Here is a 26,317-nt window from a genome sequence, read left to right on the forward strand (position 1 = left end):
CTGGCGGCGGTCGACGTCTTGGCCGCCCAGGAGCGAGATCAACTGGCGCGGTGGGGCAACCGCGCGGCGCTGACACCTGCCGCGACCACCCGGATGTCGATACCGGCCATGTTCGCCGAGCAGGTTGAGCGTGCTCCGGACGCGGTGGCGCTCGTGTGCGGCGAGAGGGCATGGACGTATCGCGAACTCGATGAGGCGGCCAACCGGCTGGCACATGCGCTGGCCGACAGAGGCGTCGGCCCCGGTTCGTGTGTGGCGGTGCTGTTCTCCCGCTCCGCCGAAGCCATCGTGTCGATCTTGGCCGTGCTGAAAACCGGTGCGGCCTATCTGCCGATCGACCCGGCGGTGCCCGCAGCGCGACTGCAGTTCATGCTGGCAGATGCCGCTCCGGTGGTCGCGATCACGACGGCGGCTCTGCGGCCACGTCTCGACGAGTGCGACATCGAGATGATCGACGTCGACGACCCGGCTCTCAACGATCAACCCAGCACCGGACTTTCGGTGCCGACCGCTGACGACCTGGCCTACATCATCTACACCTCGGGCACGACAGGGGTCCCCAAGGGGGTGGCGATCAGCCACCACAACGTCGTCCAACTCATGTCATGTCTGGACGACGCCGGCTTGCCGTCGGGCCCGGGGCAGGTGTGGTCGCAGTGGCACTCCTACAGCTTCGACATCTCGGGATGGGAGGTATACGGAGCGCTGTTGCGGGGCGGGCGCCTCGTCGTGGTGCCCGAGTCGGTGGCGAGCTCCCCTGAGCGCTTCCGCGCGTTGCTCGTCACCGAGAAAGTCACCGTCTTGAGCCAAACGCCGTCGGCGGTCGGAATGCTCTCGCCCGAGGGCTTGGACTCGGTGGCGCTGTTGGTCGGCGGCGAGGCCTGTCCGGCCGACGTCGTCGATCGGTGGGCGCCAGGTCGGTTGATGCTCAACGAGTACGGGCCGACCGAGACGACGATGTGGGTCGCGCTCAGCGCGCCGTTGAAAGCCGGAATGGGTGCGCCGCCCATCGGTTCGCCGCTGCCCAACTCGGCGCTCTTCGTCCTCGACAGCTGGCTGCGGCCGGTGCCCGCCGGTGTGGTCGGCGAGTTGTACGTCGCCGGATCGTGTTTGGGCACAGGGTACTGGCGACGGTCCGGCCTGACCGCATCGCGTTTCGTCGCATGCCCGTTCGGTGAGCCGGGCACACGGATGTACCGCACGGGCGACCTCGTGTATTGGGGCGCCGACGGGCAGCTGCGCTATCTGGGACGAGCCGATGAGCAGGTCAAGATCCGCGGATACCGGATCGAGTTGGGCGAGATTCAAGCGGCATTGGCCGCATGCGACGGCGTCGAGCAGGCCGCCGTCGTCGCCCGCGAGGACCGGCCCGGCGACAAGCGGCTCGTGGGCTATGTGACCGGAACCGCCGACCCGGCAACGGCGCGCGTCGCGGTCGCCGAGCGGCTGCCCGAGTACATGGTCCCCGCGGCCGTGGTGGTGTTGGACGCCCTGCCGTTGACGGTGAACGGCAAGCTCGACAAGCGGGCGCTGCCGGCTCCGGAATATCAAGACTCCGACGACTATCGGGCTCCGACCAACGCCATCGAAGACATACTGGCGGGCATCTACGCGCAGGTCCTCGGACTGGAACGGGTCGGTGTCGACGACTCCTTCTTCGATCTGGGTGGGGATTCCCTGTCGGCGATGCGTCTGGTTGCGACGGTCAACGCCGGCTTGGATGCCGGCCTGTCGGTGCGCAGCGTGTTCGAGTCGCCGACGGTTGCCAAGTTGGCGTCGCGGGTCGGCGCCGAGGAGGGGCGCCTCGAGCCGCTGACGGCTGCGGATCGTCCGGAAGTGATTCCGCTGTCGTTCGCGCAGAACCGGCTCTGGTTCATCGACCAGCTGCAGGGGCCGTCGCCGATCTACAACATGGCGGTGGCCTTAGCGCTGACTGGGCCCTTGAACGTCGAGGCTTTGAGTCTTGCGGTGGCAGATGTGGTGGGCCGCCATGAAAGTCTGCGCACTCTGTTCGCCGCTCCCGCAGGGGTTCCGCACCAGGTTGTGATGCCGGTCGACCAGGCCGACGTCGGGTGGCAGGTCGTCGATGCCACCGGTTGGTCGGACGAACGGATGGAAGACGCCATCGGTGCGGTGGTCCGTCGGCCGTTCAACCTGTCCACCGAAATTCCTCTGCGCGCAAAGCTTTTCCGTGTCAACGATTGCGAGCATGTGTTGGTGGCGGTGGTGCACCATATCGCCGCGGACGGATGGTCCATCGCACCCCTGATGGCCGACTTGGCCGACGCGTACGAGGCGCGGCGCAACGGCCAGCCACCGACATGGGCCCCGCTGCCGGTGCAGTACGTGGACTACACACTGTGGCAGCGCGCGCAATTGGGCGATCTCGATGACGAGCACAGCCGAATCGCCGCACAGCTGAGGTACTGGGAAGACACGCTCGCCGGTCTGCCCGACCGGTTGCAGTTGCCGACGGATCGACCGTATCCGGCCGAAGCCGATTACCGCGGCGCCACGGTTGCGGTGGATTGGCCTGCAGACTTGCAGCAGCGAGTGGCTCAAGTGGCGCGCGAGCACAACGCCACCAGCTTCATGGTGGTGCAGGCCGCGCTGGCAGTCCTGCTGTCCAAGCTCAGCGCCAGCAGCGATGTGGCAGTTGGATTTCCGATCGCCGGCCGCAGCGATCCGGCGCTGGATCGTCTGGTGGGCTTCTTCGTCAACACGTTGGTACTGCGGGTGGATCTGGCCGCGGATCCCACCGTCGCAGAACTATTGGGTCAGGTGCGCCGACGCAGCCTTGAGGCTTATGAGCACCAAGACGTCCCGTTCGAGGTGTTGGTGGAGCGGCTGAATCCGACACGGAGCTTGGCGCATCACCCGCTGGTGCAGGTGGTGTTGGCCTGGCAGAACTGGCAGGACGATGACCCCGCCGCGGGCCTGGCGCTGGACGACGTAGAGATCGCCTCCAGATCTGTCGATACCCGTTCGGCGCGAATGGATTTGACGTTCTCGCTCGGCGAACGCTGGAGCGAGACAGGAGCGCCCGCCGGCATCGGCGGGGGAGTGGAGTTCCGCACCGACGTGTTCGACGCGGCGACGATCGAATCGTTGATCGCGCGATTGCAGCGGGTGTTGGCGGCAATGACAGCCGATCCGGCGCAACGGATGTCGTCTCTTGATGTGTTGGACGCCGCCGAACGTGCCCGGTTGGACGGTTGGACGAACCGAGGTGTGCTGACGCGCACGTCGGCGCCGGCGATGTCGATCCCGGCCATGTTCGCCGCGCAGGTGCAACGCACACCCGATGCGGTGGCGCTGACCTTCGAGGGCCGTCGCATCACCTACGCGGAACTCGATGACGCCTCGAGTCGGTTGGCGAACGCCTGTGCGCACCACGGTGCCGAGCCGGGCAAGTGCGTGGCGCTGTTGATCCCTCGGTCCAGCGCGGCGGTGGTGGCGATCTTGGCCGTGCTCAAGACCGGCGCCACGTACCTGCCTATCGATCCGGCTGTGCCCGCGGAACGGTTGGAGTTCATGCTCGCCGACGCGAAGCCGGTGACGGCCGTCGCATCGGCGCATCTGACGTCGCGCCTTGACACATCCGGTGTGCCGGTCATCAACGTCGATGATCCTGCGGCCTACGAGTATTCGGCCACCGCGCCGTCTGCGCCTGCCCCGTCCGCCGACGACATCGCCTACATGATCTACACGTCGGGCACGACCGGTGTGCCCAAGGGCGTGGCCATCACGCACGCGAATGTGGCGCGCGAACTCGCGTCGCTGCCCACCGGCCTGCCGTCAGGACCCGGCCGGGCATGGTCCCAGTGGCATTCGCTGGTGTTCGACGTGTCGGTGTGGGAGATGTTCGGTGCGTTGCTGCACGGCAGTCGATTGGTGATCGTGCCCGAGTCGGTGGCGGGTTCACCCGACGAACTGCATGACTTGCTGGTCGCCGAGCACGTCGACGTCATCTACCAGACCCCGTCCGCGGTGAGCATGTTGTCGCCGGAGGGTCTCGAGCACGCGACGTTGGTGGTGGCCGGTGAGGCCTGCCCGACGGAGGTGGTCGACCGGTGGGCGCCGGGGCGGACGATGATCAACGCCTACGGCCCGACCGAAGCCACCATCTACGCGGCGATCAGCGCGCCGCTCGCGGCGGGGTCGGGCGTGGTGCCGATCGGCTCACCGGTGCCCAACGGTGCGACGTTCGTCCTCGATCAGTGGCTGCGGCCTGCGCCCGTAGGCGTCGTCGGCGAGCTGTATCTGGCAGGCGGCGGCGTGGGCGTCGGCTACGTGAACCGGTCAGGCCTGACATCGTCGCGGTTCGTGGCGTGTCCGTTCGGTGCGCCCGGGTCGCGGATGTACCGCACCGGAGACCTGGTCCGGTGGGGGCCCGACGGGCAACTGCAGTATCTGGGCCGCGCCGATGAGCAGGTCAAGATCCGCGGCTACCGGATCGAATTGGGCGAAGTGCAAGCGGCTTTGGCGGCTTGCGACGGTGTCGACCAGGCCGTGGTGATCGCTCGCGAGGATTCGCCAGGCGACAAGCGACTCGTGGGTTATGTGACCGGCACCGCCGACCCGGCTCAACTGCGGGCGGCGGTGGGGCAGCGGCTGCCTGCCTACATGGTTCCCGCGGCGGTGGTGTCGATCGATTCGATTCCGTTGACCGTCAACGGCAAGCTCGACAAGCGCGCGCTTCCGGCACCGGAGTACCGCAGCGCCGACGGCTACCGCGCCCCGACCAACGCCGTCGAAGAGATTCTGGCCGACATTTTCGCCGAGGTGCTCGGGTTGGAGCGCGTCGGCGTCGACGACTCCTTCTTCGAACTCGGCGGCGACAGCATCCTGTCGATGCAGGTGGTCGCGCGCGCCAGGGTCGCGGGGCTGATCTGCCGGCCGCGCGATGTCTTCGTCGAGCAGACCGTCGCCGGCCTGGCGCGGGTGGCCGAGGTGGCCGACAGCGCACCCGAGGAAACCGACGACGGTGTCGGGCACGTGATCGCGACTCCGATCATGCGGTGGCTCCGCGACACCGACGGCCCGATCGACCAGTTCAATCAAACGCTGGTGCTGCAGGCGCCTGCGGGGGTCACCCTGCCCGACGTCACGGCGCTGCTGCAGGCGCTGCTCGAACGCCACGCCATGTTGCGGCTGCGGGCCGACGACGACGGCGCCGGCGGCTGGGCCCTCCACGTGCCCGAGCCGGCTTCCGTCGACGCGCAGAAGTACGTCCAGACCGTCGCCGAGATCTCCGACGTGGCACTGGTCGAGGCGCGCTCACGGTTGAATCCGGCTGCCGGGGTGATGCTTTCGGCCGTGTGGGCGACCGAGACCCGTCAGCTCGCGCTTGTGATTCACCATCTGGCGGTTGACGGGGTCTCGTGGCGAATTCTGCTCGAGGATCTGAACATCGCGTGGACCCAGCATCGGGCCGGGCAACCGATCGTTCTGCCTTCGGGGGGAACGTCGTATGCGAAATGGGCGACGCTGCTCGCCGACCACGCAGCCAACCCGCGCGTCGCCTCGCATGCCGACCAGTGGCGGCACACCGCGAGCGTTCCTGCGGCATTGCCGTCCCCGCAGCCCGAGGTGGACACGTTCGCCACGGCCGGACAGTTGTCGGCGGAACTGGATGCCGAAACGACACGCACGCTCCTAGCCGAGGCGCCTGCGGCGTTCCGCGCCGGACTGCAGGACATCCTGTTGATCGCCTTCGGGCTGGCGTGGGCCGAATTCCTCGGCGGCGCAGGGCAACCGATCGGTGTCGACGTGGAGAGCCACGGGCGTCGCGAAGAGCTCGCCGACGGCGTCGATCTGTCGCGGACGGTGGGATGGTTCACCGCCAAGTACCCCGTGTCGATGGCCGTCGGTGAACTGTCATGGCCACAGGTGGTCGGCGGTGACGCCGTCCTCGGCGGGGTCATCAAGGACCTCAAAGAGCAGCTGCGGGCACTGCCCGACGGGCTGACGTACGGCCTGCTGCGGTACATGAACAACGACGCCGAATTGGCGGTGTCCGATCCGCCGATCGGATTCAACTACCTCGGCCGCCTCACTCCGGCCGCCAACCTGTCCGAAGAGCTATGGCGAATCGACGAAGGCGGCCTTGCCATCACGGCCCAGGCCACCGCGGGGCCAATGCCGTTGCCGCACACCGTCGAGCTGAACGCCGGCGTGCTCGACAAGTCAGGCAATCCGCAACTGCACGCCACCTGGACGTGGGCGACCTCGGCGCTGAGCGAGGATGAGGTGAGCCGGGTCAACACGCTGTGGTTCGACGCCCTGACCGGCATCTGCGAGCACGTGCGGCGCGGCGGCGGCGGGTTGACCCCGTCCGACATCGCACCTGCGCGGCTGACCCAGCAGCAGATCGACGAGCTGCAGCGCCAGCACCGCATCGCCGACGTCTTGCCGCTGACGCCGTTGCAGCAAGGGCTGTTCTTCCACACCACCGCCGCGCAGCACAGCGATGACGTGTACGCGGTGCAGCTGGACATCTCGGTCAGTGGCCCGCTGGACCAGCAGCGGCTGCGGAAGGCCGTTCACACGGTGGTGAATCGCCATCCCAACCTGGCCGCCCGGTTCTGCGAGCAGTACGACGAACCGGTACAGGTCATTCCGGCCGATCCGGTCGCGGGATGGAAGTACGTCGAACTCGACGGCGCGGCCGATGTGGAGGAGAAGGTCCGGCAGGTGTGTGCCGACGAACGCGCCGCGGTGATGGACCTCGCCGACGCGCCCGCGTTCCGGGTGGCGTTGATCCGCACCGGAGCTGATCGGTCCCGGATCGTGTTGACCAATCACCACATCGTCGCCGACGGTTGGTCGCTGTCGGTCCTGCTGCAGGAGATGTTCGCCAGTTACTACGGCCACGACCTGCCGGTCGCGGTGCCCTACCGCAGGTTCGTCACCTGGCTGGGCGACCGCGATTTAAATGCGGCACAGGCGGCTTGGCGCGAAGTGCTGGCCGGGTTCGAAATCCCGACCCTGGTGGGTTCGCAGAACGCGATGGAGCACGGGCCACGCAGTTCGGCACGATTCCAGGTGCCCGAGGAAACCACGCAGGCGCTCGGCGAGCTTGCGCGCTCGTGCCACACCACGGTCAACACGGTGTTGCAGGGCGCATGGGCGCTGATGCTGACCTGGTTGACGGGCCAGCACGACGTCGCCTTCGGCATCGCGGTCTCCGGTCGGCCGACGGAGTTGGTCGGCTCGGACCGGATGGTGGGCCTGTTGATCAACACCGTCCCGGTGCGCGTCAACATCACCCCGGACACCACCATCGCCGACCTGCTCGAGCAGTTGCAGAGCGCGCACAACGAAACCCTCGAGCACCAGCACCTGGCGCTGCGCGACATACACCGTGTAACAGGCCACGACAGGTTGTTCGACACACTGTTCGTGTACGAGAACTACCCCGTGGATGCGAATACACCCCTCGGCGACGACGGTTTGGAGATAACCGGTTTCACCAACCTCGAGTACAACCACTACCCGCTCGCGGTCCAGGCGGTGCCTGGCCCCGAGTTGAACCTTCGCGTTGAATACGACACCACCGTTTTCGACGCGGCGAAGATCAACGCGTTAGTCGAAAGGTTGCAGCGAGTGTTGAATGTCATGACCGCCGACGTGGGGCGCTCATGACGGCCGGCGCTGGACGGCGGCTGTTATCAATCGATCTGCTGGATGGCGGCGAACACGCCCAACTCGATGACTGGGGCAACAAGGCAGTCCTGACACAGCCGAGGACAGCCTCGCAGTCGATCCCGGAGCTGTTCGCCGCCCAGGCCGCGCGCAACCCCGACGCGGTAGCGCTGACCTTCGCCGACGTCTCGATGACCTACCGCGAGCTCCACGCGCGGTCTAATCAGCTGGCGCACATGCTGATTGACCATGGCGCGCGCCCGGGTCAGCGGGTGGCGCTGCTGTTCCCACGCTCGGCAGACGCGATCGTCGCGATTCTGGCGGTCCTGAAAACCGGCGCCGCCTATCTGCCGATCGACCCGGCCGTACCGGCGGCGCGGGTCGAATTTCTGATCGGTGACGCCGCGCCCATGGCCGCGCTCACCACGTCCGAATTGGCGGGCAGGCTCGACGATTTCGACCTTCCTGTGATCGACGTCGCCGACCCACGCATCGGCGACCACGCGACCGATGATCTGCCCGCGCCGTCAGCCGAGGACGTCGCCTACCTGATCTACACCTCGGGAACCACCGGCAGGCCCAAGGGCGTGGCGATCACCCACCACAACGTGACCGAACTGATGCGGTCGCTGGGCGCCAGAATCGAGACGGCAGACCAGGTTTGGTCACAATGGCACTCGCTGGCGTTCGACGTCTCGGTCTGCGAAATGTGGGGCGCGCTGCTGCACGGCGGCCGACTCGTGATCGTGTCCGAGTCGACAGCGCGCTCACCGGAGGATTTCCACGCGCTGCTGGCCACCGAAAAGGTCACTGTCCTGAGTCAGACGCCGTCGGCGTTCTATGCTTTGCAATCGGCCGACGCCGTGCAGCAAGAGCAGCGCGGTCAACTCGAACTCCAGACGGTGATCTTCGCGGGTGAGGCGCTGGAACCGGTGCGTCTCGCCAAGTGGATGAGCAACCACCCGCGCTTGCCGCGCCTGATCAACATGTACGGCACCACCGAGACGACGGTGCACGCGTCGTTCCGGGAAATCGTTGCCGCCGACGCTGAATCGACAGCCAGCCCCGTCGGCGTGCCGTTGGACCATCTCGCGTTCTTCGTGTTGGACGGGTGGCTTCGGCCCGTGTCGCCCGGAGTGGTAGGAGAGCTGTACATAGCCGGTTCCGGCGCGGGCTACGGCTATGTGGGACGGGCCGGTCTGACGTCGTCGCGGTTCGTGGCGTGCCCGTTCGGAGGACCGGGCGCCCGGATGTATCGCACCGGCGACCTGGCTCGCTGGAGCGACGACGGAGAGCTGATCTATCTGGGGCGCTCCGACGATCAGGTGAAGATCCGCGGCTACCGCATCGAACTCGGTGAGGTGCAGGCGGCGCTGGCGAGCTGCGAGGGAGTCGATCAGGCCGCGGTGGTCGTCCGTGAAGACCGACCCGGCGACAAGCGCCTGGTGGGCTACATCACCGGGTCGGCAGACCCGAGCGAAATTCGGACAGCGCTCGCCGAAACGCTTCCGGCGTACATGGTTCCGGTCGCGGTGGTCGCGTTGCAGGCGCTGCCGTTGACGGTCAACGGCAAGCTCGACAAGCGCGCACTGCCCGCACCGGAATACCAGAACGCCGACCGATATCGCGCCCCGGCCAACGAAGTCGAGAAGGTCCTGGCCGAGATCTACAGCCAGGTCCTCGGGCTGGAGCGCGTCGGTGTCGACGAATCGTTCTTCGAACTGGGCGGCGACAGCATCCTGTCGATGCAAGTGGTGTCGCGTGCGCGCGCCGCAGGCGTGCTGTGTCGTCCGCGCGACATCTTCGTCGAGCAGACGGTGTCCCGGCTGGCACAGGTGGCCCGGGTGACCGACGGCGCGGCCGCAGGCGCGCACGACGACGGCGTCGGACCTGTGGTGGCCACGCCCATCATGCGGTGGCTGCAGCAGATGGACGGCGCGGTCGGCCAGTTCAATCAGTCGGTGGTTGTGCAAGCCCCCGCCGCCGTCGCCGAAGCCGACGTCGTGGTGTTGCTGCAGGCCCTCATGGACCGGCACGCCACCTTACGGATGCGCGTCGAAAACGACGGCGCCGATGCGTGGGCGATGCGGGTGCCCGAGGCGGGATCCGTGCGCGCAGACGAATGCCTGCACGTCGTTGACGCGTTGTCCGATGCGGCGCTGGTGCAGGCACGTTCCCGGTTGAACCCGTCGGCGGGCGCGATGGTGTCCGCGGTGTGGGCGACAGAGACGAATCAGCTGGCGCTGATCGTTCACCACCTCGCCATCGACGGCGTTTCGTGGCGAATTCTGTTGGAAGACCTCAACATGGCGTGGGCCCAGCTTCACCGCGGGCAGCCAGTGTCGTTGTCAGCCGGCGGCACCTCATTCGCGCGCTGGTCGCGGCTGCTGGCCGATTACGCGCAATCCCCGCACGTCGTCGAGCACGCCGACACCTGGCGCAGGGTGACGACGATCCCGGCTGCGCTGCCGGCGGTGCGCCCGGAGCGTGACACGTATGCCAGCGCCGGACATTTGTCGATGGAGCTCGATGGCGAGACAACGCGCATCCTGCTCGGCGATGTACCAGCGGCATTCCACGCCGGCGTGCAAGACGTCCTGCTGGTCGCATTCGCGTTGGCGCTGGCGGAATTTCTGGGCGAGCACACCGCACCGCTCGGTATCGACGTGGAGGGCCACGGGCGTCACGAGGAACTCGGTGACGACGTGGACTTGTCGCACACCGTGGGCTGGTTCACCACCAAGTATCCGGTCGCGCTGAACGTCGGTGGACTGTCGTGGGGGCAGGTCGCAGCAGGCGAGGCAGCGCTTGGCGCGGTGCTCAAGCGGGCCAAGGAGCAGCTGCGCAGCCTGCCGGACGGCTTCACCTACGGGCTGTTGCGGTATCTCAATCCGGAGGTCGACCTGGATGGGCCCGATCCTGCGATCGGGTTCAACTATCTGGGGCGGCTGGGCGGCTCGGCTGAACTCTCCGACGATCTGTGGCGGATCAGTCAGCAGGGTTTGACCAGCGCAGGCGCGGCCGCCGCAGCGGTGGCGATGCCGCTGATGCACACGCTCGACCTCAACGCGGGCACCATCGAGGTCGGCACCGAGCTTCGCCTTCAGGCGAATTGGACGTGGGCGCCGTCGGCCCTGGACCACGAACAGGTCAGCCGTCTGAACCGACTGTGGTTCGACGCGCTGACCGGCATCTGCGCACACGTGCGGACCGGTGGGGGCGGGCTGACCCCGTCCGACATCGCACCGGCCCGACTGACCCAGCAGCAGATCGACGAGCTGTCCGCTGACCAGCGGATCGCCGATGTGCTTCCGCTGACCCCGGTTCAGCACGGCTTGCTGTTCCACGCCAGCGCCGCGGAGAAAGACGAAAACGACGTCTACGCAGTGCAATTGGCGTTCTCCATCACCGGGCACCTGAATCATCACCGCCTGCGCGATGCGGTGGATTCCGTGGTCGCTCGCCACCCCAACCTGGTGGCTCGGTTCTGCTCGCAGTTCGACGAGCCGGTGCAGGTGATCCCGGCGGACCCCGCGCCGGCGTGGCGATATGTCGAACTCGATACCAACGGTCGCGGCCCCGATGCACAGATAGCCCAGGTGTGCGCCGCCGACCGCGCGGCAGTCGGCGAACTTTCAGACCAACCACCCTTCCGGGTGGCCGTGATTCGCATCGGCGAACACGAGCATCGGTGCGTGTTCACCTTCCACCACATCGTCATCGACGGTTGGTCGCTGCCCATCCTGCTGCGCGAGATCTTCGCCAACTACTACGGGCATCAGCTGCCGCCGCCCGTGCCGTACCGCAACTTCGTCGCGTGGCTGGCCGACCGCGACACAGACGCCGCCCACGCCGTTTGGCGTGACGTGCTTGCGGGCTTCGGCAACCCGACACTGGTTGCGCCACAAGGCCGGTTGCGTCTCGGGCAGCGAGCCGTCGCCTCGTTCCGGGTGCCGGAAGAGGCTACGCGGTCGGTCGGCGAGCTGGCACGCTCGCTGCACACCACCGTCAACACGGTGCTGCAGGCCGCATGGGCCCAGCTGTTGATGTCGATGACCGGACAGCGCGATGTCGCGTTCGGCGTTGCGCTCTCGGGCCGACCCGCCGAGGTCGCCGGCTCCGAATCAATGGTCGGGTTGATGATCAACACCGTGCCGGTGCGGGCGAACAGCACGTCGTCGACCACCGTCGCGGAACTGCTTGATCGGCTGCAAAGCGCATACAGCGACACCCTCGAGCATCAATACCTCGCGCTCAACGACATTCACCACATCACCGGTCACGATCAGCTGTTCGACACACTGTTCGTGTACGAGAACTATCCGATCGACGCCGCGATGTCCGGGGACGACGGGCTGGTCATCTCCGACGTCAACGCCCGTGAGAACAACCACTACCCGCTCGCGGTGATGGTCCTGCCCGGATCCGAACTCGGCCTCCGCGTCGAATTCGACACCGATGTGTTCGACGCGGCCGATGTGGATGCTCTCGTCGCCCGCCTGCAGCGGATTCTCGCGGCGATGACGGCCGATCCCGAGCGGCGCCTGTCCTCGATCGATCTGCTGGATCGCGACGAGCTCGTCAGGCTCAACTCGTGGGCCAATCGAGAGGTCTTGACCCAGCCGAGGACGCCGGTGTCGATTCCGGCGGTGTTCGCCCAGCAGGTGGCTCGCACCCCAGAAGCGGTCGCACTCACGTTCGCGGGCCGCTCGATGACCTATCGCGAGCTCGATGAAGCATCCGATCGATTGGCGAACGTGTTGGCCGCCAACGGCGCTGCGCCCGGCCGGTCCGTGGCCCTGTTGGCGCCGCGGTCGGCGGACGCGATCGTAGCGATCTTCGCGGTGCTCAAGACGGGCGCGGCGTATCTGCCGATCGACCCGGCGGTGCCTGCCACCCGGCTGGAGTTCATGCTCGCCGATGCCGCGCCGGTCGCGGCGGTGACGACAGCGCAGCTGCGTACCCGCCTCGCGTCAGCCGACGTTCCGGTCATCGAGATCGACAAGTGCGCCGTCGACGACGCGGCCGGCCCTGAGCCGGTCGGACCGTCGCCGGACGACATCGCCTACATCATCTACACCTCCGGCACCACGGGCGTGCCGAAAGGCGTTGCCATCACGCACGCCAACGTCACCGCCGAACTCGAGACGTTGCCCGCCGGCCTACCCTCGGGACCGGGAACCACGTGGTCGCAATGGCATTCGTTGGTTTTCGACGTGTCGGTGTGGGAACTGATGGGTGCCCTGCTGCACGGCACAAGGCTGGTGATCGTGCCCGAGGCCGTGGCGGGCTCACCACAAGAGCTTCACGACCTGCTCGTCGCCGAGAAGGTCGACGTCATCTACCAAACCCCTTCGGCGGCACGGATGTTGGCGCCGCAGGGTCTGGAACGCGCCGCACTGGTGGTGGCCGGCGAGGCCTGCCCGGCCGAGGTGGTCGAGCGGTGGGCGCCGGGCCGGACGATGATCAATGCCTACGGCCCGACGGAGGCGACGATCTACGCGGCGATCAGCGCACCGCTAAGCCCTGGACAGGGTGCGGTGCCGATCGGTTCACCGGTGCCCAACGGTGCGACGTTCGTCCTCGACCAGTGGTTGCGGCCGGTGCCCCCCGGGGTGGTCGGTGAGCTCTACCTCGCAGGCGAGGGTGTGGGCGTCGGTTATGTGAACCGGTCCGGGCTGACGTCCACGCGGTTCCTCGCATGCCCGTTCGGCGGCCCGGGCTCACGCATGTATCGCACTGGCGACCTGGTGTATTGGGACGCCGACGGCCAGCTCGTCTACCTCGGTCGCGGTGACGAGCAAGTCAAGATCCGCGGATACCGCATCGAGCTGGGCGAAATCCAGACCACGATGAACGCACTCGACGGAGTCGAGCAGGCGGTCGTGATCGCCCGCGAGGACCGGCCGGGCGACAAGCGGCTGGTCGGATACATCACGGGCACCGCCGACCCCGGCGCGGTGCGCACCGCACTCGCCGAGAAGCTGCCCGCCTACATGGTGCCCGCGGCTGTCGTGGTGATCGATGCGCTGCCGTTGACGGTCAACGGCAAACTCGACAGGCGCGCCCTGCCTGCGCCGGAATTCTCCGACGCAGGCGGCTATCGCGCGCCGAGCACCGCGATCGAGGAGATCCTGGCCGGGATCTACGCCCAGGTACTGGGTTTGGACCGGGTGGGCGTCGACGACTCGTTCTTCGACCTCGGCGGCGATTCGCTGTCTGCGATGCGGGTCATCGCCTCGATAAACGCCGGACTCGACGCCCGGCTCGGCGTGCGCGTCTTGTTCGAGGCGCCGACCGTCGCGCAGTTGGCGACGCGCGTCGCGGCCGGCGACGAAGCCCTCGATCCGCTGGTGGCGACCGAACGGCCGGACGTGGTTCCGCTGTCATTCGCCCAGAGCCGGTTATGGTTCCTCGACCAATTGCAGGGACCGTCACCGGTCTACAACATGCCTGTCGCGCTGCGGCTTTCAGGTCACCTCGACGCCGACGCCCTCGGCGCCGCACTCAGCGATGTGATCGCCAGGCACGAGAGCCTGCGCACCGTGTTCCCCGCGGTCGACGGAACACCCCGGCAGCTGGTGCTGCCCGCCGAGAGAGCCGACTTCGGCTGGCGGGTGATCGATGCCACCGCCTGGACACCCGAGCAGCTGGACGACGCGATCGGCGAGATCGTGCGCCACCCGTTCGGCCTGGACTCCGAGATCCCCTTGCGGGCATCGCTTTTCACCGTCGCCGAAGACGAACACATCTTGGTGGCCGTCGCCCACCACATCGCCGCTGACGGCTGGTCGATCACCCCGTTGGTGCGGGACCTGAGCCTGGCCTACGCGAGCCGGTCGACCGGCCGCGCGCCCGACTGGGCTCCGCTGACCGTGCAATACGCCGACTTCACCCTGTGGCAGCGGGCGCAGTTCGGTGATCTCGACGACAACAGCAGCCGCATCGCCGCTCAACTCGCCTACTGGCAGGAGGCGTTGGCTGGGCTACCGGAACGCATCCAGCTGCCCACCGACCGGCCCTACCCGCCCGTCGCCGATCAGCGCGGCGCGACGGTATCGGTCGAGTGGCCGGGCGAACTCCAGCAGCGCGTCGCTGACGTGGCCCGTGAGCACAGCGCGACGAGCTTCATGGTGATGCAGGCGGCTCTGGCCGTGCTGCTCTCGAAGATTGCCACCAGTTCCGATGTGGCGGTGGGCTTCCCGATCGCCGGGCGCCGCGACCCTGCGCTCGACGACCTGGTGGGCACCTTCATCAACACGCTGGTTTTGCGGGTCGACCTGGCAGGCGACCCCACCGTCGCCGACGTGTTGGCTCAGGTCAGACAGCGCAGCCTGGCCGCCTACGACCACCAGGACGTGCCGTTCGAAGTGCTTGTCGAGCGGCTGAACCCGACGCGCAGCCGCACTCACCACCCGCTGGTGCAGGTGATGCTGGCCTGGCAGAACTTCGCGGGGCAGGAAACCCCAACGGCCGGACTCGCGCTCGGCGACCTGCAGGCCACGCCACTGCCTGCAGACACCCACACCGCACGCATGGACCTGACGTTCTCGTTGGCGGAACGGTGGACCGACGCCGGACAGTGCGCCGGTATCGCCGGGACGGTGGAGTTCCGCACCGACGTGTTCGAGGCGAGCACCATCGAGGCGTTGGTGCAGCGGTTGCGCCGCGTGCTCGACGCGATGGTCGCCGATCCGCACAAGCGGCTGTCGTCGGTTGATCTGCTCGACGACAACGAGCGGGTCCGCCTCGACGACTGGGGAAACCGTGGGGTGCTCACCGCGCCGGTGCCCCCGTCGCTGTCGATCCCGGCGATCTTCGCCGAGCAGGTCGCGCGTGCGCCCGAAGCGGTTGCGGTCCGCTCCGAAGCTCTCTGTGTGACCTACCGGGAACTAGACGAAGCCTCGAACCGGTTGGCGCACACGCTGATTGAGTACGGGGCTGGCCCGGGGCAGCGGGTGGCCGTGTTGCTTCCCCGGTCCGCCGAAGCGGTCGCCTCACTGCTGGCGGTGTTGAAGACGGGGGCGGCGTATGTGCCGATGGACCCGGCGCATCCGCCCGCGCGGATGGACTTCATGTTGGCCGACGCCGCTCCGGTGGCCGCCCTCACGACAGAGGCTCTGGCCGACCGCTTCTCCGGATCCGGTGTCGCGGTCATCGATGTCAACGATCCCAACATCGCGGGCAAACCGGCTTCGCCGTTGCCGGGACCGTCGGCTGACGATGTCGCGTACCTGATCTACACGTCCGGAACGACGGGCAAGCCCAAGGGCGTCGCGGTCACGCATCGCAATGTCACCCGGCTGTTGGCGACGTTGGACGAAGATCTGCAGCTGTCTACGAAACCCGTTTGGTCGCAGTGCCATTCGTTGGCGTTCGACTTCTCTGTGTGGGAGATCTGGGGCGCCCTGCTGTATGGCGGCCGCGTTGTCGTGGTGCCCGACGCGGTGGTGCGTTCGGCCGCAGACCTGCGCGCGTTGCTGGCCAGCGAGCGGGTCAGCATGTTGAGCCAGACGCCGTCGGCGTTCTACGCGCTGCAGTCCGCCGACGCGGCCGACGGCGACGGCGAACTCGTGCTCGACGCTGTGGTGTTCGGCGGCGAAGCCCTTGAGCCGCAACGTCTCCGGGGCTGGTTGGACAAGCACCCCGAATCGCCGCGGTTGATCAACATGTACGGCATCACCGAGACGACGGTGCATGCCTCGATTCGACAGATCGGCGCCGCCGATCTCGACGGCAGCGACAGCCCGATCGGTGTGCCGCTGGATCACCTGGCCTTCTTCGTGCTCGACGCAAACCTGCGCCAGGTGCCTGTGGGAGTGGTCGGCGAGTTGTATGTGGCCGGTGCCGGCCTGGCGTGCGGCTATGTGGGCCGGTCGAGCCTGACGTCGACGCGGTTCGTGGCGTGTCCGTTCGGCGGGCCGGGGGCCCGCATGTACCGCACAGGCGATGTGGTGCGGTGGGGCGCCGACGGCCAACTGCAGTATCTGGGTCGCGCCGACGATCAGGTGAAGATCCGCGGGTACCGCATCGAACTCGGTGAGGTCCAGGCGGCGCTGGCGAGTGTCGACGGCGTCGCGCAGTCGGCGGTGATCGCGCGCGAGGACCGCCCCGGCGACAAGCGGCTGGTCGGTTATGTGACCGGGACGGCGTCGCCGGCCGAGATCCGCGCCGCAATGGCCGCCAAGCTGCCCGGCTACATGGTCCCGGCCGCGGTGGTCGTTCTCGACGCGCTGCCGCTGACCGTCAACGGAAAACTCGACACCCGCGCCCTTCCGGCTCCGGACTATCAGGAAAGCGACCACTACCGGGCGCCGAGCACCCCGACCGAAGACGTGCTGGCCGGCATCTACGCCCAGGTCCTCGGGCTGCAGCGGGTCGGGGTCGACGACTCCTTCTTCGACCTCGGCGGGGATTCGTTGTCGGCGATGCGCGTCGTCGCGGCGATCAACAAGGCGTTGAACGTCGAACTGGCCGTGCGCACACTGTTCGAGGCGCCGACGGTTGCCGAGCTGGCGCCGCACGTCGACGCAGGCGGTCGCGGCCTCGACGCCCTGGTGGCGGGGGAGCGGCCCGCGGCGATTCCGCTGTCGTTCGCCCAGAGCCGGTTGTGGTTCCTCGACCAGCTGCAGGGGCCGTCACCGGTGTACAACCTCGCGGTCGCGCTGCAGCTGCACGGGCACCTCGATGTCGAGGCGCTCGGCGCGGCACTCGGCGACGTGGTGAGTCGCCACGAAAGCCTGCGGACGGTGTTCCCGGCGCCAGACGGGATGCCGCAACAGGTGGTGCTAACGGCCGAACGGGCCGATTTCGGCTGGGAGGTCGTCGACGCCACCGGCTGGCCGGCCGATCAGCTGACCGAGGCGGTCGGCGCCACCGCTCGCTACCCGTTCGACCTCGCCGCCGAAATACCGTTGCAGGCGAAGCTGTTCCGTGTCGCCGACCACGAGCAGATCCTGGTCGCGGTCGTACACCACATCGCGGCCGACGGGGTCTCGGTGGGGCCGCTGGTGCGCGATCTGGGCGTGGCCTATGCCAGTCGATCCGCGGGCCGGGCCCCCGACTGGTCGCCGCTGCCGGTGCAGTACGTCGACTACGCGCTGTGGCAGCGCGAGCAGTTCGGCGATGTCGACGACAGCCACAGCCGCATCGCCGCTCAGCTGTCCTACTGGCAGGATGCGCTGGCCGGAATGCCCGAGCGTCTCGAATTGCCAACGGACCGGCCCTATCCGAGCGTCGCCGACCAGCGCGGCGCCACGGTGGACCTCGACTGGCCCGCCGACCTTCAGCGGCGGGTGCGCGAGGTGGCCGTCGCACACGACGCAACCAGTTTCATGGTCGTGCAGGCCGCCCTCGCCGTGCTGCTCGCCACCCACAGCGCCAGCAGTGATGTGGCGGTCGGCTTCCCGATCGCCGGACGCCGCGACCCCGCACTCGACGAGTTGGTCGGGTTCTTCGTCAACACCCTTGTGCTGCGGGTGGATGTCGCCGGCGATCCCACCGTCACCGAGTTGCTGGACCAGGTGCGCCACCGCAGCCTGGCCGCCTACGAGCATCAGGACGTGCCGTTCGAAATGCTTGTCGAGCGGCTGAACCCGATCCGGTCGCTGACCCATCACCCGCTCGTGCAGGTGATGCTGGCATGGCAGAACTGGCAGGACAGCGATCCGGCCGCCGATTTGGCGTTGGGCGACCTGCAGGTCGCGCCGCTGCCGGTCGACATGCACACGGCGAGGCTGGATCTGGCGTTCTCCATCGGTGAGCGCTGGAGTCCCGGTGGGGAACCGGCGGGTATCGGCGGCGCGGTGCAGTTCCGCACCGACGTCTTCGATGCGTCCACCATCGAGACGCTGCTCGACCGGCTGCGCCGGATCCTCGATCTGATGGTGGCCGATCCGGGGCGGCGGTTGTCGTCGATCGACGTGCTCGACCCGGCCGAGCACAGCCGTCTGGATGAATGGGGCAACAAAGCCGTTCTCGAAGCGGCCGCATCTGCCGCGCCGTCCGTAACGGAGGTGTTCGACGCTCAGGTGGCGCGGGTCCCCGACAAGGCTGCGCTCACTTTCGAGGGCCGGTCGCTGACCTATCGAGAACTCGATGAGGCCGCAAATCGACTGGCGCACATGCTGACCGAGCACGGTGCCCGACCCGGCGAAGTGGTTGCCCTGCTGCTGCCCCGGACCGATCAGGCGGTGGTGGCCATCCTGGCGGTGCTCAAGAGCGGCGCGGCGTATGTGCCCATCGACCCGGCCGTGCCTGCGGCCCGGCTGCAGTTCGTGCTCACCGACGCCAAGCCGATCGCCGCGATCACCACCGCGGATCTGGCCGACCGGCTGGATGCCACCGGTCTCACCGTTCTCGACGTCGACGACCCGCGCATCGACACCTACCGCAGCGACGCGCTGCCGCCTGCACGGCCCGACGACATCGCCTACGTGATCTACACATCCGGAACCACCGGTGTGCCCAAGGGTGTGGCGATCACGCACGCCAATGTGACCCAGCTGCTGGAGCATCTGGACGCCGGGCTGCCACCGGCCAGCACGTGGGCGCAGTGTCACTCCTTGGCCTTCGACGTCTCGGTGTGGGAGATCCTGGCTCCGCTGTTGCGCGGCGGCCGCGTGGTGGTTGTGCCCGACTCGGTGGTGCGTGCACCAGAAGACCTGCACGCGTTGCTGATTGAGGAACACGTCGAGGTGCTCACCCAGACACCGACGGCGGTCGCGGCGATGAGCCCCGAGGGCCTGGAGTCGCTGACCCTGGTGACGGCGGGAGAGGCGTGCCCGCCGGAGGTGGTCGACCGATGGGCGCCCGGCCGGGTGATGATCAATGCCTACGGGCCGACCGAGACGACGATGTGTGTGGCCATCAGCGCGCCGTTGCAGCCCGGGCCTGGCGTCGTCCCGATCGGCTCGCCGGTGCCGGGCGCGGGACTGTTCGTGCTCGACGACTGGCTGCGGCCGGTCCCTGCAGGCGTGGTGGGCGAGTTGTATCTGGCAGGCCACGGCGTGGGTGTCGGCTACCTGGACCGGTCCGGCTTGACGGCGTCGCGTTTTGTGGCATGCCCGTTCGGGGGGCACGGCGAGCGGATGTACCGCACCGGCGACCTGGTGCGGTGGGGCGCCGACGGGCAGCTGGAGTACCTGGGCCGGGCCGACGAACAGGTCAAGATCCGCGGCTACCGCATCGAATTGGGCGAGGTGCAGGCGGCGCTGGCGGCGTTCGACGGCGTCGACCAGGCGGTCGTGATCGCTCGCGAAGACCGCCCCGGCGACAAGCGACTCGTCGGCTACATCACCGGGACCGCCGATCCTGCGGCGCTGCGCGCGGATTTGGCGCGTCGGCTGCCGGACTTCATGGTGCCCGCGGTCATCATGACGATCGACGCGGTGCCCTTGACCGTCAACGGAAAGCTCGACAAGCGCGCGCTGCCGGCCCCCGACTACGGCGACGCGGTCGGGTACCGCGCGCCGACCACCGCCATCGAGGAACTGTTGGCAGGCATCTTCTGCCACGTGCTCGGTTTGGAGCGCGTGGGAGTCGACGCCTCGTTCTTCGACCTCGGCGGTGACTCGCTGTCGGCCATGCGGACCATCGCGGCGATCAACGCCGCGCTGGAATCCCAACTCGGCGTGCGCGCGTTGTTCGAGGCGCCGACGGTGGCGCAGTTGGCGGCGCGGGTCAGCACCGGCAACGGTGGCTTCGAGCCGCTGGTGGCAGTCGAGCGGCCGCCGGTGATTCCGCTGTCGTTCGCGCAGAACCGATTGTGGTTCATCGACCAATTGCAGGGCCCGTCACCGGTTTACAACATCGCAGTGGCGCTGCGACTGGCCGGGCCGCTGAACGTCGATGCGCTGAGCTTGGCGCTGCGTGATGTGGTGGATCGTCACGAGAGCCTGCGCACGCTGTTCCCGGCGGTCGACGGCACCCCGCACCAGATGGTGATCGGCTCCGACGAGGTCGACTTCGGCTGGAAGGTCGTCGACGCCGACGGCTGGTCGGTGACTCAGCTGACCGAGGTGGTGGAGGAGACGGCAGGCTACGTCTTCGACCTGACCTCCGAGATCCCCCTACGCGCAAAGCTTTTGCGTGTCAGCGACGACGAACATGTGCTGGTGGCCGTGGTGCACCACATCGCCGCGGACGGTTTGTCGGTGATGCCGTTGATGCGCGATCTGGATGCCGCCTACGTCAGCCGGTGCGCGGGACATGCGCCGCAGTGGTCGCCGTTGCCCGTTCAGTACGTCGATTTCAGCCTGTGGCAGCGCGCCCAGCTCGGCGAACTGCAGGATTCCGACAGCCGGATCGCCGCGCAGCTCGCGTACTGGGAAGACACGCTGGCCGGAATGCCTGAGCGGCTTGACCTTCCGACCGACCGCCCGTATCCGACGGTGGCCGATCAGCGCGGCGCCACCACGGCCGTGCAGTGGCCTGCCGAACTGCAGCAGAAAGTTGCTCGGGTCGCCCGTGAGCAGAACGCGACCAGTTTCATGGTGGTACAAGCCGCGTTGGCGGCCCTGCTGAGCAAGCTCGCCGCGACCAGCGACGTGGCGGTCGGGTTCCCCATCGCCGGGCGCAGCGCCCCTGTCCTCGACGACCTGGTCGGGTTCTTCGTCAACACACTGGTGTTGCGCGTCGATCTGACCGGCGACCCCACCGGCGGCGAGCTGATCGCCCAGGTGCGGCAGCGCAGCCTCGGCGCCTACGAGCATCAGGATGTTCCGTTCGAGGTTCTCGTTGAACGGCTCAAGCCCACCCGCAGCCTGACCCATCATCCCCTGGTGCAGGTGATGCTGGGCTGGCAGAGTTGGCACGGCACCGACAACGGCGACTCCGTCACCCTCGGTGATCTCGACGTCACCCCGTTGCGGGCCGAAACCCACACCGCCCGCACCGATTTGACCTTCTCGCTGGCCGAGCGGTGGACCGAGTCCGGCGAACCGGCCGGCATCGGCGGGGAGGTCGAATTCCGCACGGACGTGTTCGACGCGAGCACCATCGAGGTGTTGGTCGAGCGGTTGCGGCGAGTACTCGACTCGATGGTGGCAGACCCGGACCGACCGCTCTCGTCGATCGACGTGCTCGACGCGGACGAGCATGCCCGCCTCGACGCCTGGGGCAACCGGGCGGTCCTCAGCGCGCCGATGGCGGCGACCGACTCCATCCCGGCGATGTTCGCAGCACAGGTCGCGCGTGCTCCGGAAGCGGTGGCCGTCACGTTCGAGGACCAGTCGCTGACCTACCGCGAACTCGACGAGGCATCGAACCGGTTGGCGCACTTGCTCGTCGAGCACGGTGCGGGCCCGGGGCAGCGGGTGGCGCTGCTGCTGAACCGTTCCGCGCAGGCGGTGATGGCGCTCATGGCGGTCCTCAAAACCGGGGCGGCGTACCTGTCGATCGACCCGGCCCACCCGACCGCGCGGATGCAGTTCATGCTCGGTGACGCCGCACCGGTCGCCGCGGTCACCACCGCGGCGCTGGCCGAGCGGCTCGACGGGTGCGGCGTCACGGTCATCGACATCGCCGACCCCCGCATCGGTGAGCAGCCCGATACAGCTCTGCCTGCACCTGCGGCCGAGAACATCGCGTACCTGATCTACACCTCCGGCACCACGGGTACGCCGAAAGGCGTTGCGGTTACCCACCACAACGTCACCCGGCTACTGAAGACGCTTGACGAGGATCTGGAGCTGTCGGCGGGCCAGGTGTGGACGCAGTGCCATTCGTTGGCGTTCGACTTCTCGGTGTGGGAGATCTTCGGCGCCCTGCTGTACGGCGGCCGTGTGGTGGTGGTGCCCGACGCGGTGGTGCGGTCGCCCGAAGACCTTCACGATCTGCTCGTCGACGAACGCGTCACGATGCTGAGCCAGACCCCGTCGGCGTTTTACGCGCTGCAGACCGCCGACGCCTTGCAGCGCGACCGCGGCGACGAGCTCAAGCTGGAGACGGTGGTGTTCGGCGGCGAAGCGCTGGAGCCTGGGCGCCTGGAGACCTGGATGCACCGGCATCCGGGGCTGCCCCGGCTGATCAACATGTACGGCATCACCGAAACCACGGTGCACGCCTCCTTCCGCGAGATCGTCGACAGCGACCGCGAGAACGCGGTCAGCCCGATCGGCTCGCCGCTGGCGCATCTCAGTTTCTTCGTGCTGGACAAGTGGTTGTGCCGAGTGCCTGCCGGAGTGGTCGGTGAGCTCTACGTTGCCGGTGCGGGTTTGGCGTGCGGCTATGTCGGCCGGCCGGATCTGACGTCGACGCGATTCGTGGCGTGCCCGTTCGGTGGTCCCGGCGCGCGGATGTATCGCACCGGCGACCTGGCGTCATGGAGTCCCGACGGTCAGCTGCGGTATATGGGCCGCATCGACGATCAGGTGAAGATCCGCGGCTACCGCATCGAGCTGGGTGAGATCCAAGCGGCGCTGAACGCTCTCGACGGGGTCGACCAGGCGGTGGTGATCGCGCGCGAGGACCGCCCCGGCGACAAGCGGTTGGTGGGCTATGTCACCGGCACCGCGGATCCGACCGCCGCCCGGGCTGCGCTCAGCCAGCGGCTGCCTGCATACATGGTGCCGACAGCGGTGGTCGCGATGGAAAAGCTGCCGCTAACGGTCAACGGCAAGCTCGACACCCGCGCGCTGCCGTCGCCGGAATATCAAGAGGTCGACCATTACCGCGCACCGGGCAACCACACCGAGGAAGTCCTCGCCCGCATCTATGCCCAGGTGCTCGGGCTGGAACGGGTCGGAGTCGACGACTCGTTCTTCGAACTCGGCGGCGACAGCATCCTGTCGATGCAAGTGGCCGCGCGTGCGATCAGTGCCGGTGTAAAGGTCAGGCCCCGAGACATTTTCGTCGAGCAGACAGTCTCGCGGGTGGCGCGGGCGGCGAAGCTGGTCTGGGTCGTGGTGCGTGACGACGGCAAACAGGGCGTCGAAAACGTTGTGGCCACGCCGATCATGCGGTGGTTGCAGCGTGCCGACGGTGCGGTCGATCAGTTCAACCAGACCGTGGTGCTGCAGGCGCCCGCAGGCGTGACCGAAACCGACGTCGTCGTGGTGTTGCAGGCCCTGCTGGACCGGCATGCGATGTTGCGGGCCCGCGTCGACGACCAGTGGGGCAGAGGCGCGCCGTGGTCGTTGACCGTGCCCGAAGCCGGGACCGTGCAGGCGGGCGGCTGCGTGTACTCGGTTGATGTGCTGTCGGAAGCGGCTGTGCAGGAGGCGCGTTCGCGGTTGAACCCCGAGGCCGGGGCGATGCTGTCGGCGGTGTGGGCGTCCGAAACGAACCAGCTGGTGCTGATGATCCACCACCTGGCCGTCGACGGCGTGTCGTGGCGAATCCTGTTGGAAGACCTCAACGTTGCGTGGGCGCAGCATCGCAGTGGCCAGCCGGTGGCGTTGTCGTCGGGTGGGACGTCGTTCGCCAGGTGGGCGCAACTGCTCGAGGAACACGCCCACGATCCTGCGGTGGTGGCGCAGGCGGAGGCGTGGCGGCAGATCGCCGCCGTGCCTGCGCCGTTGCCCACGGTGGAGCCCGGCGTCGACACCTTCGCCAACGCCGAACATCTTTCGCTGCAACTCGATGTCGAGAGCAGCCGCATGCTGCTCGGCGAAGTGCCCACCGCGTTCCATGCCGGTGTGCAGGACGTGCTGTTGATCGCGTTCGGGTTGGCGGTGGCGGAGTTCCTCGGCGGCGGTTCGTCACCGGTGGGCATCGACGTCGAAGGGCACGGCCGCGCCGAGGAGGTGGCCGATGACGTCGACCTGTCCCGCACGGTCGGGTGGTTCACGGTCAAATATCCGGTGTCGTTGACAATCGGTGGACTGTCCTGGGCTCAGGTGGTGGCCGGCGACGCCGCGCTCGGAGCGGTGGTCAAGAACGCCAAGGAACAACTGCGGGCCATGCCCGATGGGTTGACCTACGGGGTGTTGCGCTACCTGAACCGAGACGTCGACCTCGACGGTCCCGACCCGCAGATCGGCTTCAACTATCTCGGCCGACTCGGTGCCGCGGCGAACGAACTCTCCGACGACTTCTGGCGGGTCAGCCCGGACAGTGGGGATATCGCGGGCGCAAGCCTGAAAATCCCGCTGACGCTGCCGCACACCATCGAGTTGAACGCCAGCACCGCCGACACCGAGTCCGGCCCGCGGCTGCAGGCCAACTGGACATGGGCGCCCTCGGCCGTGGAGGAGGACCAAGTCAGCCGACTGAGCCGACTGTGGTTCGAAGCGCTGGCCGGACTATGCGTGTTCGTGCGCCGAGGCGGGGGCGGACTGACCGTGTCGGACATCCTTCCGGCCCGGCTGCGCCAGCAGCAGATCGACGAGCTCGAGCGGCAGTACCGCATCGCCGACGTGCTGCCGATGACACCGCTGCAGCAGGGACTGGCCTACCACGCCAATGCTTCCCACGAGCGAGGCGACGACACCTACGCGGTGCAGCTGGACATCTCGCTGAGCGGTCCGCTCGACGTGCAGCGGCTGCAGCAGGCGGTGCAGACGGTGGTCAACCGGCATCCGAACCTGGCTGCCCGGTTCTGCCATCAGTTCGACGAGCCGGTCCAGGTGATCCCGGCCGACCCCGCACCGGGCTGGCGATACCTCGAGTTGGATGCCGAAGCGTCGCAGGACGAGATCGGGCAGCTGGCCGCCGCCGAGCGCGCCGCGGTATGCGATTTGGCCAATCCGCCGGCTCTGCGAGTCGCCGTGATCCGGACGGGCGCGGACCGTCACCGGCTCCTGCTGACCAACCACCACATCCTGATGGACGGGTGGTCGCTGCAAGTCTTCCTGCAGGAAGTCTTCACGTCTTACCTCGGGCAGCGGCTCCCCGCCGCCGTTGCCTACCGCAGGTTCTTCGACTGGCTGGCCGACAGGGACCGGTCAGCGGCCGAAGACGCTTGGCGTCGTGCGCTGGCCGGCTTCGCCGCGCCGACGTTGGTGGGACCACAGGACCGCCTGGGTGTGGGGCCGCGAAATGCGAAGTCGTTCCGCCTGTCTGAGGAGACGACGCAGGCGGTCAACGAGCTGGCGCGCACGAGTCAGACCACGGTCAGCACGGTGCTGCAGGGCGCCTGGGCGCTGCTGTTGGCCTGGCTGACCGGTCAACGCGATGTCGCGTTCGGCGCAGTGGTTTCGGGTCGGCCGGCAGACGTGCCCGGCGCGGATTCGATGGTCGGCCTGCTGATCAACACGGTTCCGGTGCGAGCGAACATCACGCCGACCACGACCGTCGCCGACCTGCTCGACCAACTGCAGGTCGCCCACAACCACACGCTCGAACACCAGTATCTGGGGTTGCGCGACATCCACCGGGTCACCGGTCTCGAGCGGCTCTTCGACACGGTCTTCGTGTATGAGAACTACCCGACCGTGGCCGCCGCCTCGTCCGACGGCGCCGACGAATTGGTGATCAGCGACGTCGGCATCCGCGATTACTACCACTACCCGCTTGCGGTCCAGGCGGTTCCTGGCGCCGAACTCGAGCTGCGCGTGCAGTTCCGCTCAGATGTCTTCGATGCGGCCGAAATCGACGCAGTGACTGCGCAATTCCGGCGTGTGGTGGAGGCGATGGTCTCCGACCCGAAGCTGCCCTTGGCATCGACGGAGCTGATGGACGGCCGTGAACTCGCTCCGGGGACCGCCGAGCCGACGCAGGCCAGCGCCAC

The 26,317-nt window shown here is 67.8% G+C and carries 1 pseudogene; it reads left to right on the plus strand.

Annotated elements, in window-relative coordinates:
• Window positions 1–26,264, plus strand: a pseudogene (locus CQY20_RS21235) (non-ribosomal peptide synthase/polyketide synthase); the annotation flags it as partial.
• Window positions 26,265–26,317 lie beyond the last annotated feature (53 nt).

The organism is Mycolicibacterium agri (assembly GCF_002553505.1).
Taxonomy (GTDB): domain Bacteria; phylum Actinomycetota; class Actinomycetes; order Mycobacteriales; family Mycobacteriaceae; genus Mycobacterium; species Mycobacterium agri.